Origin of the sequence: Lactococcus sp. LG606 (genome assembly GCF_017309645.1) — a bacterium.
Taxonomy (GTDB): domain Bacteria; phylum Bacillota; class Bacilli; order Lactobacillales; family Streptococcaceae; genus Lactococcus; species Lactococcus petauri.
The window spans coordinates 1,030,368-1,046,620 of the sequence record NZ_CP071301.1; the positions used below are offsets into that span (position 1 = coordinate 1,030,368).

Sequence of the window (16,253 nt, forward strand, 5' to 3'; positions counted from 1 at the left end):
TTCTGTGCCCTGGGAACTTGCCATTATCAAAAAAATATAGCAAAAGACAGGCCTTTACTATATGATAATTTTTCAACGTTCTTGAACAAACCCTGTCCTAGAAGTCTTATTCAGACTTTTCAGTGGGTTTATTTGCTTTCTTTTTGTTGCTCTTGTAACGACGTGTTAATTCTTGTGGGGCACGCGCTTCCATCACGACAGGAAGAACAACTGGTTTACGACGTGTTTGGTTGTAGAGGAATTTACCAAGAGCATCACGAATAGCGCCCTTAAGTTCTGACCAATCGAAAGTTGTTCCTGCAAGATATTTTTCAACGGTTTCATTAACCAAATTTCCTGCATCTTTCATCAAATCACGTGATGTTTTGACATAGACAAAGCCACGCGTATGTACACGTGTTTGACTGATAATTTTACGGTCGCTCTTACTGATAGTGATAACAGCAATGAAAATACCGTCTTCTGACAAAACTTTACGGTCTCGTAAAACGACAGAACCAATGTCCCCAATACCTGAACCATCAATCATTACGTTTTCTGCTGGTACAACACCTGCAGGAATCATTTCGTCTTTTTTGTTGAATGAAACAGATTCCCCTTTTTTCGCAATAAAGATGTGCTCTGGAAGCATGCCCATTTCCATGGCTAATTCAGCATGTGCACGTAACTCACGGTATTCACCTTGAATAGGGATAAGATTTTTAGGTCGTAAGATATCAATCATAAATTGCAAATCACGCGCATTGGCATGACCTGAAACTTTTAAATCTCCACCCAACATCTTCATCACACCACCTGCACGATAAACGTCATTTTCAATGCGTGCCACTAATGTTTCATAAGCTACTGAAGGGGTTGTTACAGCAAATGCAACATCGCCTTCTTTGATTTTCACCCATTTGTGACGTTTGTGCGCCATGTCACCGAGAACTTTTAAGGGTTCACCCATACGTCCTGTTTCAATGATAACAAGCTCATCATCAGCATATTTACTGATTTCATTTGGTTTAATGATTGCTTTTTTATCTTCAATTTGCAACTTCTTCAAACGTGTTGCTGTTTCGACGATTTGGTCCATATCTTGACCAGTAAAGACGATATGGCGTCCGAGCTTGATTGCTGCATCAACGACTTGTTGGATGCGCCCGAGATTCCCTGCGTTACAAGCAATGATCACACGACCTTGTGCTTCATCAATTGTGTCAAATATTTTTTCGTAGATTTCATGTTCACTTGCAGATTGAGCCGTTGACAAAGCATTTGGTGAGCTTGAAAGTAAAGCAAGGACTTTACTGCTTCCAATTTCAGCAAGGCGTCGCATGTTTGTACGATAGCCAGGCGCAACTGCTGGATCAAAACGGAAATCTCCTGTATAAACAATATTTCCGGAGTCAGTTCCAATGACAATCCCCATTGATTCTGGAATTGTATGTGTTGTTGAAAAGAAGGAAATTACAGCTTGACCAAAATCAATTTCTGTTTCTTCGTTGACCACGTGGAAATCCTTAAACTTCTTGCTGCCATCATAATTGCGCACATTAATCTTCGCAAGTTCAATCGTCAACTCACTCCCAAATACAGGAACACGTAATTCAGAAACGATATAAGGTAATGCGCCAATCGAATCGGCATGACCATGCGTCAAGAAAATCCCTGCAACACGATCAGCATTTTCAACTAAATAGTCAATGTCTGGAATAACAAAGTCAATTCCTAACATGTCACTGTCCGCATATTTCAGACCAGCATCGAGAACGAATATTTGTTCGTTCACCTCTGCTAAGTACATATTTTTACCAAATTCGCGTACACCGCCTAAGGGTGTAATTTTTATATCTGCCATTTATTTATTAATTAAAACCTTTCTTATTTCGTAATAAAAGGGATTGGCATTCCAATCCCTACCGAGAATACTTACTATAAGTATAACTCAAAGCAAGCAAAAAATCAATCAAATATTCGTCAATCCCTCATATCATGCGGTTTATCGTTACTTAACATTTTTAAGCTTTCCCGTATATCTTCTTCGTATTTTGCGAAAAACTTTTGATTTTTAATCCGCAAACAACCTCGTCCTATAACTGACTTTGGAAATCGCTCCTGTAAAGTCATATTACTTCCATAAAAATAGAGCGCAACATAATTTTTTTGAGCAGAAATATTAAGCATACCCGCTTCTTCATATCCTGGACTTGGATGAGGATTTGCTCCCAAAGCGAGAGCGGAAAAAGTTCTTCCATTATCAAAATAACGCAAGTTTTCATCTGGAAACACTGTCTTAACCAACTGCGTAACTTGTCTTAAAAGTTGTGGATTAGGCGACTGTGCTATGTAGTCCTCTATTTCCTCTGCGCTTATGTACATAGCACCTCCTTGATTTTCTTTCAATTAAAAATAAGTCTTTAAAAAGTTTGCTACTACTTCGCGATATTTTTCTTTATCTATTTCGTAAGACCGCACATGTCGACCTCCTTTTGCAATATAGATTTCCTTTGGCCCTTTTGTTGCTTCATAGTTTCGATGCACCATTTCCATGGGAACAAAAGTATCCTGATCTCCGTGGATAAAGAGGAACGGCTTCGTATTTTTATTTAATTGCGTAATTGACGAGGCTTCCTTCCAATCGTATCCCGCAAAAAGTTTAGACCAAAAAGAAAGGAGGTGAATCAGCGGAAATTGTGGCAAATGATAATCATGCTTTGCTTTATGAGCCAACTCGTTCCAAACCGTATCGTAACCACAGTCTTCAATAAAACACTTAACATGTTCAGGCAAGTCTTCCCCCGAAAGCATCATTGTTGCAGAGGCACCCATCGAAATACCAAACATTGTGATTTCACTTTTAGGATTTTTCTCAATAATCTGTTTAATCCAGCCTAGGTTATCTTTACGGTCTAACCAGCCAAAACCAATGAATTTTCCTGGACTTTTTGCACCTGCACGATAATCCGGCATGAGGACATTGTAGCCCAGTTCATGAAAGAGCCACCCAAAAGCACCATATCTATCTCGGACAGATTTATACCCATTAGCCAACAAGATAGTCTTATCTGTCGGCTTTGTCGCTGGTAAATACCAGGCCTTAAGCGTTAAATTATCGTGTGTCTGTAAACACCATTCTTCTTTTTTAGCTTGCATAAAAGCGTACCATTCGGGATAAAGAGGATCATTGCTTTGGGGTTGTTGAATCCAAATGCTACGATTTTTATTTTCAATAAATATAAACAGACCAAAGCTAACAATAAGAACTAAAAAAATGAGAGCCAACACTAGTATTAAAAAAGTTAACATGAGCCTATTATAACACGTCTTGCGTAACAACTTTACTTGTTTTCTTCTCCATAAAAAAAAAGAGATTTAAAATCTCCTTTTTCCTTCTATTTATTACCTGGAACATCAGACAATGTCCATGTCAGTTCTCCTTGATATTTTGCTGCATATTGTTGGGTCACAGGTACATCAAGATAGAGCCCTTTTTTCGTTGTACTTCCCCAATTTTGGCTGAGATTAAAGGTTCCACCATTCGTGCCACTTGGCTGACTTTGTACTTGAGCATTACTTGATGAAAGTACGGTATGGTTGCTGCCATCAGCACTAAAGAATAAAGTCCCAGCTAGTGAATGACCACCAGTAATTGGTGTACCCGTAGCATCAACTTCGACTAAGGGCTGACTTTCTTTTACAAACATTGTCCATCCTGTATTCTTGCTGCTTTGTCTTGTATCGGTAACTACAAGATCCTGATCATAGGCAGGAAAATCAACCACATTATTATTTTTAACTTTTAGCTGTCCAAAATCCATTGTAGATGGTGCACTAGTAAAATTTAGACTCCCTGTAAAGATAGATATGGCAACAGTTTTGGAAATGCTTTTATCTGAGCTCGAAAAATTGTAAGTCACATCGATATTGTCATTAGATTGAGCATTCTTCAAGGCCGTAAAATATGCAGCAGAATCCTCTAAAGCTGCTGAACTAACTGTTCCGTCAGAATGATAAGCTTTTGCTTGCGTATAATAATCAAGTGTTGTCTGATCACTGTTAGCTCCAATCGTATTAGCGATATCCTGCCCTAAAGTTACCGGGTATGCATTGATCGCTTTCTGACGATCAGAGGAGATGATTGCATCATCAGAAACAACGACAAGATGCGCTTGTGCTGTTTCATTTGTCGTTGACCACGTAACTGGAATGTCAATATAATCTTTACCATTTAGCCCGCCATTGGCAGTCGCTAAAGTATTTCCGTCAAGCTTTAGGCCTGTTAAGTCTTGCCCCTTTACTTCCATCAAAGATTGAAGTTGGCTTTCAGTGAGCGTTTTTGCCATACTTTCTGAGAGAATAATATTTCCTGCTGTAAGCTTTTGAGTAATCGTTATTGTTGCCTTAGGTGCAATAACTGGCACTGCTGCTGATACCCTATTAACTGCAAGCATACTTGGAAGAGCAACAGACAGAACTGCGCCCATTATAAAAAATCGTTTCATTTTTCTCCTCTCCTCCTATGCTGGTCCATCTGCGATGGTATATTTAAAGATACCAGATGGTGTTCCTGTTTGTGTCAGTAGTGTATTTTTAGCTTTAATTTTTATTCCCGAAGTTTGTGGAGCAGTCAATGTGTAATTTTGCCCTGCATTCGCCATTGAAATAAAAGAAGGTAAACTTGTATCTGAAGTTACTGAGGCGATAGACACAGCCAAGCCCGTACCTAAAGTTTTGTTATCAGCTGGGTTGGCAGGATTACTCCAATAATAGTCGATATTATCTGCAAAATTATTTTGCATCATTGTTACCGAAAGATTAAAGTTTGGCGCTTGTCCTCGATCATCCCCTACTACCAATGTTTGTGTCTCATTTCCATTGATTAAATTTGACCAAGAGCTATCAGCTGGTGTACCATTGCTATCATTTGGATTTAAAGAGATATTAAAACTTCTTGCTATGGATGATTTAGCTGCAACCATCCAATAACCGGTGGGTTGGTACCATGATATATATTTGGCATTTTTTAAAGCATTCAAATCTGCCGCAGTATAGTTATTTGGAGTTAAAGCCGAGCTTGCCGTCGCTCCCAGTCCAGTAATTGTTCCTGTGTTTTGTCTGTACCAGATATCATTACTTGCTAGGTTATTCTGATTGGGCGTTATTAAGTCCAATTGATTTGGGTCTAATGGTGCCGTTACTGTTGAAGCGTGTGTTCTTAATCCATTCCCTGATATTGTAAGCGGAAAATTGTTATTCCTATTAACAGTCGAATCAAATACCACACCTCCTTGCGTATTCAAAACAAAAGCTTTAGGATCATTAAGCGTGATGCCACTTCCGGCACCTGGTTCCCCTGTAACAAGGCTGCCAGATGTTCTTAGATTATTCAAAAGTACCGTTGCATCTTGTCCAATATTCCACCGAATAACTTTCGTACCTTGAAACTCGTTAAGATTGATACTCCCTCCTCCTGTTGAGACAGCAAGCCTTGCATTATTTCCCACATTTACAGTCCACGAATTATTTGCAATCCACATAAACCAACCACCACTGTATCGTGAAGCTGTAGCCGCCGTTCCTCGAATATCAAAGGAAGCATCATTGCCAATATCCCAAACCATTGGCCCACTATTTCCATCATCATAATACATGGTATAGGTGTCATTCAGATTCCAAACCATATGCGCCCCATCTGCTACCTTCATTGTATGAGAATTATTATTATATGTATAGAAAGGCTGATCATAGCCCCAGGTTTGATTAAGTGTTGTTGTTCCTGTAACAACTTCAACCCATTTTCCACCTTGTATTCATTCGCCTTGGTTATCAGCACCTAAAAGTCCAACACTGTTCATACTATGATCTTGCTGTATATTAAACTCATTTGTACCATAAAATAATATTCTTCCATTATCATTACGAATCGGTTGAGCAGCATAACGTGCTGTTCCATTACTTACTTTTACATCCTCATAGATAAAAGTTGGTGCTGAACCGCCTGTGCCAACGGATTGAAAGATGCCACCAGTTATATTATTTGTAATCGATGCATTTTTGATTTGTAGAACTGTTGCTTCACTTACCCCTGCATTGGGGACACGAAATGGGCCGCGGATAGTTCCTCCACCAGCACCACTTCCTGAACCAGGAGTTGTATAGTTCGTATCAGAATCCAAATAAAGTGTGTGACCATTACCATTTATGGATAAGCTTTTCCCATTTACAATGGAAACTCCGTTATTGGTATTGCCAGTATTTGAATAGCCGTATCCACCAATAGAGGATTCACCTTGAACATCGCCAACAATGTTAAAGAAGACCGTATTATTGGAAGCAGCTGTTGGAGTGACAGACTGATAGGTATCCAGCATGTCCTTCCAGCTATTCGTACTGTAATATGTTGCACCGGCCGTCCCTGTAACTGCACCAGAAGTATCCACATTGCCCGTCAATACTGCCGCATCTGCCTTTTCTCCTACTACTGTTAAGGTCAAAATCGTACCCGCTATCAAGAGTGGAGTGATATATTTTTTATTTATTTTCATAAAATTATTTCCTTATAAACCTTGTACGAGTGTATTAGTAAGCGTAGCTTGGTAAGCGCCGGGTTTTATGGTTTGAGTTGTATCCAACTGAATTTCAGCAGTTGCAGCTCCACTGCTTTGATTTCCTTGAGCATTTGTTTGCCCTGTCAAAATACGACCTGCTTGCCCCAAAATGTTGACCGCATTACTCCCTTTTATCGTACCCGAAGAATTGTCAGCAACAGTAATTTTGAAGAATTTTAGTGGTAACGTTGTTGCTTGACCATCAATAGTTCCTGTGAAATCACTAATTTTCTGTTGCAAATTATATCCGTTTGCATTCCCCGTGATATTAACTATACTATAAGGAACTGTACCTCCTGTCGTTATAGAACCTTTTGTAGAAGCTTCCGTATTTGCAAAGTTAAAGTCTGGAGCTTGTGTAAGGTAGAGATTATCAGTTGTGGGTGCAGTAACAGTAATATAGGTATTTGCAGTGCCACTATCCTTGTCTATCTCTGTATCTGCCTGAGTACTGTGTTGTTGCCAAATAGCACTAGTCATCAAGAACATTAGGATGAGGATTCTCATTTTCCCTTTCATTTTTTTACCTTTCTTTTCTTTGTTACATAAATTATTATTCCTGCTCCACCTATTACTAAAGCAGCTAGACTAAGCATTATTAATGGAAAGCTTTTATTTTTTTGCGGTGTAAGCTCTGATGTAACCTGGACCTTTCCTTTATCGTCAACTTTGAGAAGATAGGTCTCCTTTAAAGTTTTATCTTCTTTGGTCGCCCTAATACTCAGTTCATACTCATTCCCTTTTTTTAATTCTTTTTTTACATTTAGCGGTAAGTCAATTTTGGCATAGGGAACAATTGTTCCTGAGCTATAATCTAAACTTGAGTATAATATGCCTTTTTGATCTTTTATCGTTGCCTGAAGTTTTGTTTTTTCTTGCAGAGTATCTTTGTAATTTTGAAGCCGAATAGACTGTTCATCCGTTTTCAAATCAGCTGCAGATAAGGAAACTGAAAAGGAATCGTCTTGCCTGCCCGATTGAAGAATCAACGCAAAAGCTGAGCTATAAATATTCACTAAACTTTGCCCTTTCTCTTCCTCTGTGGCCCGGCGGGTAACATTGATTCCTCCTATCGAAATATTGTTCTTCCAAGAATCAGGGATCTTAATTTTGATTGGTATTTTCTTAGATTCTCCCGCTTGTAAAACAATGGTTTTACTGCCAGGTTTCTTACTATCACCAATGAATACATTATTATAAAAATCGAACAGTTTCGTACTAGAGAGATACTTATGAGCTTCCTCTTTTTTTAAACTATAGTCTATCACGAAGTTCGGATTGGTAACAGCTTGATTTGAAGTAATGTCAAAAGTATTTTTCTGCTTGCCATTATTTATCTGAATTTCTAAATTAATTTCTTCGCCAGGTTGGACATCAAGCCACCAGTAGCCTGTCTTATCATTTGTCTGGTGTTTTTCAAGTATCGGGCGGGCAGAAAAATCTGCACCACCAATATCTTGAGCAAGGACATTTTTTCCACTTGTTATCATGCACAGAAATGTTACAAAAAACAAAAGTGAATGTGTGATGATTTTTTTTTGCATTTATTTCACCTCTCTTCTTACATCCCAGCTAGACTATCAAGCATCGAAAACTGCCAATATTTTTTAGTTATTATTTTCTTTTTCATTTAATTTTTGCTCAAGCTCAGCAATACGAGCCGCTTTTTCGTCTTCTTCTTTCTTACGACGTTTCCAAAGGATAAAGAAAAGAATAAAGATCAAAAGTAAGAGAATCAAGGCAAGGATTAACCATTTCATCCAAGAATTATCTTCTTTTATGGTCACATCTTTTTTATTAAGCTCACGCGCTTTGTCCGCTGCGATTTCGAAATCTTTTGTGAAAGTCCATTCATATCTATATCTTGTTTCATTTCCTTTATCGTCTTTAACAAGATATTTGCCGTTCTCGTCTTTTTGACCATGTACCAGCATTTTGATTTGATATTTTCCTGCTTGTAATTTCTCACCATTTAGAGAAATAGGATAGTCAAAGTTAGAATTTGGCGCCATCTGCATCATTTCTTTGCTTGATTTATACTCAATCTTCGGATTATCCAGTCCCTTAACAGTTGCGGATAACTGCATTTGATTGAGATAGCCCATTGTTGGGTTTTGCAAGTTAGCATTGATGACATTACGATAGTTGACTTGATCAGGAGAAACTTTTGTCAGTTTCAAATCTGGTTTTACTTTATCTTGAGATTGACTCATTAAAAGTGCAACTACATAAGCATATTCATTTTGAATACTAATTCCCTTAGTGTCTGTTGTTTTGTCCTCACTCGACTTTTCCTTATAAGTCAATCCGCCAGCCATATAGCCTTTAAAAGCTGAATTGGGCATCTTCGCATTGATTTTTACAGTTTTTGTCGTTTTGGGAGCTAGGACAATTTCTTGATCAAGTTTGACATAGTCCTTCATATTATATTTTAATGAAGCATCGGGCTTGATTTTATTTGGCGAATATTCTACGACCCCGTTTAGATTGGTAGTTGCACTTGCTAAACCTTGCTCAACAGTAACTGTTTTGTCCGTTGAATTGCTCAATTCTACAGAAAGTGTCTGTTCTTGCCCTGGTGCCATAAGAATATCGAAATACGATGCCTTGCTTGCCTGATTTTCCGGAAGAATTGCTTTTACGCTAAAGTTAAACTGATTGGCAAAAGCTGGTTTCCCAAAGGCAACCATTCCTGTTAGTGCAACTGTAAGAGCGACCCATTTTTTTAAGTTTTTCATTTTTGTATAACCTCGATTATGATATTTTGAAGATAAATAATAATTGTATAAATAATGCCTTATTTCCCTCTCTTGCGAGAGGGAAATATAATTCTTTGAAAAATTTACAATGCTGTGAGTTTCGCTTTTACTTGATATGTATTTTCCCTTTGTGCTTTCACATAAAAGCTGCTCATATAGTTAAAAAACTTAATTTGCTGGAGTATCTGTCAATGTCCACGTTAGGGTTGATTTATAAGTATCAGCTAATTTTGTTGTTTTACCTGGGACTGCTAATGAAACAGAAGAAGCCTTAGTTGTATCATCTCCCCACACAAGTAAGTTTGTACCTGCCCCTTTACCGGCAGTAGCGCCAAGGATTGTCCCTGATGAAGTTCCAGGTGTTAAGGTTACAGAAGCTACCGATTGGTCTGCTGCTGCATCGGAAGCTGAAACAATATGACCATTTTCAAGTTTCAAAGTAGCACCACTCAATACAGAACCTGTACCTGTTTTTCCGTTTGTGAATTCTGAGGCTTGAAGAGAAAGGGACCAGCCAGCAAGTGTTCCACGATTATCTGTAACTTGGACCCAGTTTGGACGTGTTGTTTTATCCGTGAGTGTTGTTGGTGCTGCAAAATATGTTTTATCAGCAGAAGTGATTTCTTGCGTACCAAAATTAAAATTCGACGCATAATCAATTGAGAGAGGACCATCGGTACCAGGTTTTTTTGGTCCTTCAGGATCAACTGTAATTCCTGGGTTACCTGGATCAACTGGATCAGTTGGACCACTTGCCGGAGTATAAGTAATTGTACTGTCAGAGTTATACACTCCGCCGTCAGCCGCAAAGACTGTTGATGCTCCAGTAGATGAAGCAATTAGAGCAAGTGCTGCGAGAGAAATAATCTTTTTAGTTTTCATTTTTATTTTTCCTTATTATTTATTTTTGTATGATTTTCAACCATTCTGAGGAAGTTCAGAAAGAATCCAATTCAGTTGTGTGGTGTAAGAAGCCGCATCCTTAACCGTTTTTCCCGGAACAAAAAGCTGAACATCCTTACTAAAGTTCTCTTTTACACGTTGTTCCGCTTGGTTCAGTGTATCTTGCACTACAAGTTCACTGCCCCATCGTATAATCCATGTACCGGCACCAGCACCTTTTACGGCTGTTGCCACTACTGTTTCTTTTTCAGGAACAAGATCAAGCACTTCTTGTGCAGTTGGCGGTGTATCCTCGTTCAAGGAAACTGTTTTGGGATTCACTAAAGAAAGCATTGCGCCTTCTAAAACTGGATGTTTTGCAGCTGTATTTTCTTGGTGAAATTGGGCTACTTCTCGAACTTTTAAAGTCCATCCCGCTGTCGTTCCGCGATTATCGGTAATTTGGATATAATTTGGTGTTTCCAATGTCGAATCTGCATACTTTTGCGACTTTGCATAGTATATTTTATCTTGAGTGGAAATATTATTAATTCCAAAATCAAACGATGAAGCATAATCTATGGATAGAGGCCCCGGTGTTCCGGGTGGAGGCGTAACTCCTCCAGGCCATACAGGAGAAACGGGCTTGCCTGGTTCTTCTGGTCCTGGACTGACAGGAGGCGTTATCTCGTTTCCAGCAACAAAACCAACTTGACCAAACGATGAGTAATTTACAGATTCAGCTATAATACTTTCTGAAGAAATAGCGCAGACTATTGCAGCCAGAATCAAGCTTGTACTATATACGAGTTCTTTTTTCATTCTACCTGCCTTTCATCAACCAGTTTTTAGTTTCCTGGTGTATCCGAAAGTTTCCAGATAAGGTTTGTTGTATAGCCTGAAGCTTTTTTAGCTGTACTTCCCGGAACAGTTAGTGTGATTGGTGATTGAGTAGCAACGGCATCTTTTGCTGTTGCAGATGCATCATAATCCGCTGTAGCTCCTAATGCATAGGTCCAAGTTCCCATACCTTCATTAGCCTTAGCTGACATGATTACTTGATCTGAAGTACTTAAAGCGAATGTTGAAGCATTAACATTTGAAGGCTTTGCCCCAGTAACTGTTCCGTTTGATACGCCTTTACTGAACTTAAGTTGTGCACCAGTCAAGTATGTTCCAAGAGGAGCGCCCGCTTCAGGTGTTGCAGTCATATCTGTACCTTTTTCTCTGAATTGTCCATCTGTCGCTACAGAGAGTGTCCATCCTGCAAAAGTTCCCCGTACATCAGTTACTTGAGCGTAGTTCGGAACAATACCACTGACCGTACCGCTTCCATCAAGAACTTTCTGTCCATGTGCATAGTAAATTTCATCTGTTGAACTAATTTTTTGTTGTCCAAATGAAAGACTTGATGCAAAGTCCAAGCTCAAACCTTTTGTTACTTCTACAGGTGGCAATACTGGAATATTTGGATCTGGGTTTTCTGGATCTACTGTTGCTCCTGGATTTTCGGGGTCCACAGGTTTTGTGCCTGTATCGCCTGTGACAAATTCTACATCTCCTGGAGTAGAATAGTTTGCATCTGCCGCAAATACTGATGTGGCAGCGATTGGAGCAATAGCCATCAAAGTAGCTAATGTGGCTGTTGATTTCAATATAATTTTGTTCATAATGTGTACGCCTACTAAAATCTTTCTAGATCTTTTTTTCTAAGTTATGTTGGTAATTATTTTTGATTATACTTCTTGTACTAAGTATGATGAGCAGTCCTCCTAGAGCAGAGAACACGAGATAGGGCAAAGAGTTTGAATCCCCAGCATTGGGAATTGTATTTCCAATTTGACTATTTTCAGATGAAGTTAAACCGTTATTTTTATCTTGGTTATCTTTCTGTTGATCCTTAAAATCATATTCCCCGACAAAGCCGATACTGTCACGATTGCTGTATGTCACATCTTCTGCTTGAGCTTGAGCCCCCAGAGAACCTGTAACCGTCAGGAGAATAATAACACATAAAATTTTCTTTAACATTTCACCTCCAACTCTTTTAGCTTTGTTTAATTTGAGGTCATGAAGTTAGACGTCACTCACTTCAAACCACACTCTTATTTAATCACATGGCTTGTTCTTAAGTCAATCTTATTTTACTGTCTTTTTTCTTTTATATTTTTTTAACAAAAAAAAATAAAAAATAATGCTCTAATCCCTGATAAATCAAAGGATTACAACTTCTATATCTTTGAAAAAATACTGCATTCAAATTCAAAATAAAAGAGGATATTTACAAAAGATTTTCATTTTGCTATGATTAAAAAAATATGAAAGGAACAAAAATGAAGAAAAAACGTTTAAAATTATTGATTACTCTGCTCTTAATTCTAATGCTGGGCATACTTTCTATTCCTTTCTCAAAATATTTTAGTATAGCTACCCATTCTCAACTTATGAAAATAGAAACCATAAGAACAGATTTGCCAAAAGATGTAGCTGATCCTGAGCCAATTCAGGCTCCTCGCTTAAAAGATGTACTTAAAGCCTCAGTGAATCAAAACAAAAGTGCTCTCGGACAAATTGTTGCACCAAGCGTAGCCGTGAGTCAACCCATCTTTGTAGGACTGACACAAGAAAATATGGCTCAGGGAACTGTAAGCCTCTTTCCAGATCGTAACCCTGAATCCCATAGCTTGACGATTATTGGTCATCATGTACAGTACGACTCTAGTCTTCTTTTCGGAGGCATTCAAGAGCTAGAAAACGGTGCCGATGTATACGTTCGCTACTTCGATAATTATTATGCTTATAAAGTTGAGTCCAACCGTATCATTAGAGAAACTGATCTTTCAGAACTGCAAGATAAAGGCCCGAATTATCTCTACTTAATCACTTGTAACAGCGCCACCGAAACACCTTATCGTGTACTCGTTACTGCTAAAAAAGTAACTGAGTCACCCGTAAAAAAAGTCCAAGCTGCCTTCCACGAGAAGCAAAATACTATCCAAAAAAACCAAACAAAAATTTACTGGTTGAAATTTCTCCTACCACTTTTGGTTGTTCTAATACTTGCTCTAGTCTTTCTTATTTATATCTGGAGACTATGACAAATAATAAAAAAATCACCTGATGTGATTTTTTTATTTATTATTATTACTTACTTCCAAAGAGCAAACGACCTGACATAATGGACAGAACCTTTCCCGTAGTCGTTGATGTAGATGTATCTCCATCTAAGATTCTAATCTTTTGTGATTGTTCAAGTGCAACTGTTGTGTCTGGTGCAAAAAAGATTTTCTTCTTTTTTTCTTGCTTTTTCTGTCTTTCTTCTTTTCTGTCACCTTGTGCTTCAGACTTTTTAGGTGGTGTTTGAGCTTTTTCCTCTTCTGAAGCCGGCGGTACTGTAATGGGTTCTGGTTCTTGAGGTATAACCTTATCGTCAGGTGAGAGCGGATTCATAATTTCAGCTGCTTCAGAAACAGTCTGAGCCCTTGGCCCTGCTAAACTAAAAGATAACAATACAAACCCGCAAACAAACAAATAAGTAATCTTAGATGCTCGTTTATTTGCTTTTTTCATCAGGGTTACTCCTTTTTAATTTTATTGGTTATCTGGTAGTTCACTTAATATCCATGTTAAGTTTGTGCGATAAGTTGTAGCCTCTTTTGGTGTATCGCCTGGAACATAAAGACTAACGGATGAAGTGAAATATTTTTGGATATCTTTAGCACCCGTAGAAAACTTTCTTGAAAAGAGATCTTCCTTATTTCCCCAACGAATTATCCAAGTGCCCGCACCTTCCCCAACTTTGGCTTGAGCCACTAGCGTTTCAACTCCCGGCACCAAGTTTCCTACCTCATAAGCTTGAGGCTGTTGGGCATTGTTATTCGTCACTAAAATAGGTTTGTGAAAAGAGAGAGCAGCGCCTTTTAACTCTTGATATTGAGAATACTCTTCTGCTTTAAATTGTTCCTTTTCGTAAACTTTAAGTGTCCAGCCTTTTAATGTGCCACGATTATCTGTTATTTGAATAAAGTTAGGCGTAACAAGTGTCGATTTATAATAACGTTGAGCTTGTGCAAAATAAACTTGATTTTGGTTAGAAATTTCATTCGTCCCAAAATCCAGACTGCTGACAAAGTCAATTGAAAATTCACCCATCGAATACTGGATGGCTGCATCATTTCCATAGTTAACTTTAGCTTCTTCTGCCTCTCCTAGCTCTGTCAACTGCACAGAAGACAAGAGCCACAGCATAACAATAAAGGTTTTCATTACTTCTCCCTCCTTTCCTTGAAGTTTATCTATTGCTTAGTGTTAACGTGCTTCAATGTGAAGCCGTTTAAAATATAGGAACACGAATAATAATCCTACCATACTTCTTATCCTTTGCTTCATCTTTTTACTCTTCTCATTTGCTTAGTTATGGTAATTTTAACATTTAAGCGTACAGAAGTCATTTTTTATTTTATTTTGAAAAAAAAAATAAAAAAAAACAACTAGGCATTAAAGTTGTCTTTTTTTACTTTAACTACTGTATTGCCAAAAAATTCCCAGTCATAAGATGTGGGTGGTGATGCCCAAATAATTTGTTCTGCTTCAACTTCTCGTGAAGGAAGATTAGAAAGATAGATGTCAATATCTTCTTTATTTTTTCCTTCACTGGCTTCAATATTCAAAAATCCTAATGACTTGATATTCTCAAGAATATATCTGTTATAAGAGATACCGTATGAAAAGTCCACACAAATCTTTACTGAACGTCTCGTACGATAAGCAGTGGTATGACACAAAATTAAAAACATATATTCACGAACAAGGGCTTGGTGTTTTTCTTGAAATAAAGCCGCATACCGCGTATCCAATAACATTTTGTCTGCAAAGTTATTACAAAAGAGCTCAATATCTTCATAATTTTCACCCATGAAGTTAAAATCATTCAAACTGGATACATCAAAGTTTGCTCTTAGAGAAACCAATAAGCGAAGATGGATGTTGTTTAACTCTACTTGTACTTCTGCTTGGTTTAGTTCGTTTTGGTGTTCTTTAAATTTAGCATTGAAACTCTCTGTAAAAGCTAGTGTTAACTCTCTTACATTCGTTGGAATTTGAAAATCACAATGTGCCGTAATGCTCTCACTTGAAAGAAAATAAAGAAGCTCATAGGTCTCTTCCAAGACGTCTTCATTAGAACCATCGAGATAATGCCGTAAAATCTGGGCTATGGGCTCAATAAACCGACTGTCAATCTTCATGAAATCTTGCGCTGAAGCCTTATTTCCTAAATAATTTCTCGTATAGATAACAAAGAGACGATACAACAATTTTGTTCTATCTGTTAAACTTAGGCCCCGGATAAAAAGCCCCTCTATCTCCTCTAAAGCTTTTATCATTTGTTCAAGGTCCGTCGCTACATCTTCCGAAAAACTCTTATAAAGATCGCCATACAAGGTATGATAGAAATTATAGAGAAACTCTCTAATCTTCCATTCTTCACCAGCAAAGCGCATGTTTTTATCAATAGTTACATCATATTCCTTGGTTAAATCCGTAAATTTTTTGACCAGTTTATAGGTGGCTGACTTTGATAAAAAGACGACATCTTCGAGTTCAGCAATTTTGTTCACTTCTTCAGTAAAGATTGCCCGAATCAAGGCTTGCATCTGTGATCTCTTAACGTAATGGTTTAAGAGCAGCATAATGTTTCCTTGGGTTCTTCTTTCGTAACGTACGAAACTTTTCTGCGTCTGGAGATCAATGAGGTAATAATTCTCTAATTTCCAAGATTTAATTTCTGCTTGTATCTCAGATAAGAGCTTCTTAACTTGATAATTATTAAGGTGCAATTCTTCAATTAAGTCATCAAAAAGTACCGTAGAGAGATGATGATTTTCTAAATAATATAAAATTTGAAGTTTTTTAAAATCATCTTCGTCTAAATATTTTAACACAATACCGTCTCCTCCATTTACCTCGTCAATTTTTTTCTATTATATAACATTAGACAATATTGCACAAATGTAACTTA

The 16,253-nt window shown here is 37.9% G+C and carries 15 protein-coding genes and 1 pseudogene; 1 reads left to right on the top strand and 15 read right to left on the bottom strand.

Annotated elements, in window-relative coordinates; all coding sequences use genetic code 11:
* Positions 1-106 precede the first annotated feature (106 nt).
* The 12 genes and pseudogenes from J0J35_RS05015 to J0J35_RS05070 form a co-directional block, all read right to left on the bottom strand.
* Complete coding sequence (locus J0J35_RS05015; RefSeq protein ID WP_019293356.1) at positions 107-1,843, bottom strand: ribonuclease J; 1,737 nt, start codon at positions 1,841-1,843, stop codon at positions 107-109.
* Positions 1,844-1,962: 119 nt separating this feature from the next.
* Positions 1,963-2,364, bottom strand: a complete 402-nt coding sequence (locus J0J35_RS05020; RefSeq protein ID WP_206918158.1) for a hypothetical protein — start codon at positions 2,362-2,364, stop codon at positions 1,963-1,965.
* A 24-nt stretch (positions 2,365-2,388) separates the two neighbouring features.
* A complete protein-coding gene (locus J0J35_RS05025; protein WP_242534100.1) occupies positions 2,389-3,291 on the bottom strand; it encodes an alpha/beta hydrolase in 903 nt (300 codons plus the stop codon).
* Between the two features lie 86 nt (positions 3,292-3,377).
* Entirely contained in the window at positions 3,378-4,469 is a 1,092-nt protein-coding gene (locus J0J35_RS05030; protein ID WP_165706827.1) for a WxL domain-containing protein, read from the bottom strand.
* A 33-nt stretch (positions 4,470-4,502) separates the two neighbouring features.
* Positions 4,503-6,530: pseudogene (locus tag J0J35_RS05035) on the bottom strand (RTX toxin).
* 12 nt (positions 6,531-6,542) lie between these two features.
* Positions 6,543-7,112 (bottom strand): hypothetical protein, encoded by a 570-nt coding sequence (locus J0J35_RS05040; protein ID WP_019293361.1) that lies wholly within the window; start codon positions 7,110-7,112, stop codon positions 6,543-6,545.
* Positions 7,109-8,137, bottom strand: coding sequence for a WxL protein peptidoglycan domain-containing protein (locus tag J0J35_RS05045; RefSeq protein ID WP_019293362.1), 1,029 nt, complete (start codon positions 8,135-8,137; stop codon positions 7,109-7,111). The genes J0J35_RS05040 and J0J35_RS05045 overlap by 4 nt, the downstream gene beginning before the upstream one ends.
* 63 nt (positions 8,138-8,200) lie before the next feature.
* Complete coding sequence (locus J0J35_RS05050; protein ID WP_019335461.1) at positions 8,201-9,331, bottom strand: DUF916 and DUF3324 domain-containing protein; 1,131 nt, start codon at positions 9,329-9,331, stop codon at positions 8,201-8,203.
* 189 nt (positions 9,332-9,520) lie between these two features.
* Positions 9,521-10,234 (bottom strand): WxL domain-containing protein, encoded by a 714-nt coding sequence (locus tag J0J35_RS05055; RefSeq protein ID WP_206918069.1) that lies wholly within the window; start codon positions 10,232-10,234, stop codon positions 9,521-9,523.
* Positions 10,235-10,270: 36 nt separating this feature from the next.
* A complete protein-coding gene (locus J0J35_RS05060) occupies positions 10,271-11,056 on the bottom strand; it encodes a WxL domain-containing protein (protein WP_206887604.1) in 786 nt (261 codons plus the stop codon).
* Positions 11,057-11,082: 26 nt separating this feature from the next.
* Complete coding sequence (locus tag J0J35_RS05065) at positions 11,083-11,904, bottom strand: WxL domain-containing protein (protein WP_019293367.1); 822 nt, start codon at positions 11,902-11,904, stop codon at positions 11,083-11,085.
* 25 nt (positions 11,905-11,929) lie between these two features.
* Positions 11,930-12,265 carry a hypothetical protein gene (locus J0J35_RS05070; RefSeq protein WP_206918072.1) on the bottom strand — a complete coding sequence of 112 codons (336 nt, stop codon included), beginning with the start codon at positions 12,263-12,265 and terminating at the stop codon, positions 11,930-11,932.
* A gap of 287 nt (positions 12,266-12,552) precedes the next feature.
* Here J0J35_RS05070 and J0J35_RS05075 point away from each other — a divergent pair, with 287 nt between their 5' ends.
* Positions 12,553-13,332 carry a class A sortase gene (locus tag J0J35_RS05075; RefSeq protein WP_242534102.1) on the top strand — a complete coding sequence of 260 codons (780 nt, stop codon included), beginning with the start codon at positions 12,553-12,555 and terminating at the stop codon, positions 13,330-13,332.
* A gap of 46 nt (positions 13,333-13,378) precedes the next feature.
* Here the strand turns inward: J0J35_RS05075 and J0J35_RS05080 are convergent, their stop codons facing one another.
* The 3 genes from J0J35_RS05080 to J0J35_RS05090 all read right to left on the bottom strand — a co-directional run bounded on the left by J0J35_RS05080 (position 13,379) and on the right by J0J35_RS05090 (position 16,176).
* A complete protein-coding gene (locus J0J35_RS05080; protein ID WP_117518070.1) occupies positions 13,379-13,804 on the bottom strand; it encodes a hypothetical protein in 426 nt (141 codons plus the stop codon).
* A gap of 21 nt (positions 13,805-13,825) precedes the next feature.
* Positions 13,826-14,500 carry a WxL domain-containing protein gene (locus tag J0J35_RS05085; protein ID WP_165706779.1) on the bottom strand — a complete coding sequence of 225 codons (675 nt, stop codon included), beginning with the start codon at positions 14,498-14,500 and terminating at the stop codon, positions 13,826-13,828.
* Positions 14,501-14,724: 224 nt separating this feature from the next.
* Complete coding sequence (locus tag J0J35_RS05090) at positions 14,725-16,176, bottom strand: helix-turn-helix domain-containing protein (RefSeq protein ID WP_200553920.1); 1,452 nt, start codon at positions 16,174-16,176, stop codon at positions 14,725-14,727.
* Positions 16,177-16,253 lie beyond the last annotated feature (77 nt).

Coding starts and splice junctions, on each gene's coding strand:
- J0J35_RS05015 (WP_019293356.1), bottom strand. CDS start 1,843: ATGGCAGATATAAAAATTACACCCTTAGGCGGTGTACGCGAATTTGGT.
- J0J35_RS05020 (WP_206918158.1), bottom strand. CDS start 2,364: ATGTACATAAGCGCAGAGGAAATAGAGGACTACATAGCACAGTCGCCT.
- J0J35_RS05025 (WP_242534100.1), bottom strand. CDS start 3,291: ATGTTAACTTTTTTAATACTAGTGTTGGCTCTCATTTTTTTAGTTCTT.
- J0J35_RS05030 (WP_165706827.1), bottom strand. CDS start 4,469: ATGGGCGCAGTTCTGTCTGTTGCTCTTCCAAGTATGCTTGCAGTTAAT.
- J0J35_RS05040 (WP_019293361.1), bottom strand. CDS start 7,112: ATGAAAGGGAAAATGAGAATCCTCATCCTAATGTTCTTGATGACTAGT.
- J0J35_RS05045 (WP_019293362.1), bottom strand. CDS start 8,137: ATGCAAAAAAAAATCATCACACATTCACTTTTGTTTTTTGTAACATTT.
- J0J35_RS05050 (WP_019335461.1), bottom strand. CDS start 9,331: ATGAAAAACTTAAAAAAATGGGTCGCTCTTACAGTTGCACTAACAGGA.
- J0J35_RS05055 (WP_206918069.1), bottom strand. CDS start 10,234: ATGAAAACTAAAAAGATTATTTCTCTCGCAGCACTTGCTCTAATTGCT.
- J0J35_RS05060 (WP_206887604.1), bottom strand. CDS start 11,056: ATGAAAAAAGAACTCGTATATAGTACAAGCTTGATTCTGGCTGCAATA.
- J0J35_RS05065 (WP_019293367.1), bottom strand. CDS start 11,904: ATGAACAAAATTATATTGAAATCAACAGCCACATTAGCTACTTTGATG.
- J0J35_RS05070 (WP_206918072.1), bottom strand. CDS start 12,265: ATGTTAAAGAAAATTTTATGTGTTATTATTCTCCTGACGGTTACAGGT.
- J0J35_RS05075 (WP_242534102.1), top strand. CDS start 12,553: ATGAAAGGAACAAAAATGAAGAAAAAACGTTTAAAATTATTGATTACT.
- J0J35_RS05080 (WP_117518070.1), bottom strand. CDS start 13,804: ATGAAAAAAGCAAATAAACGAGCATCTAAGATTACTTATTTGTTTGTT.
- J0J35_RS05085 (WP_165706779.1), bottom strand. CDS start 14,500: ATGAAAACCTTTATTGTTATGCTGTGGCTCTTGTCTTCTGTGCAGTTG.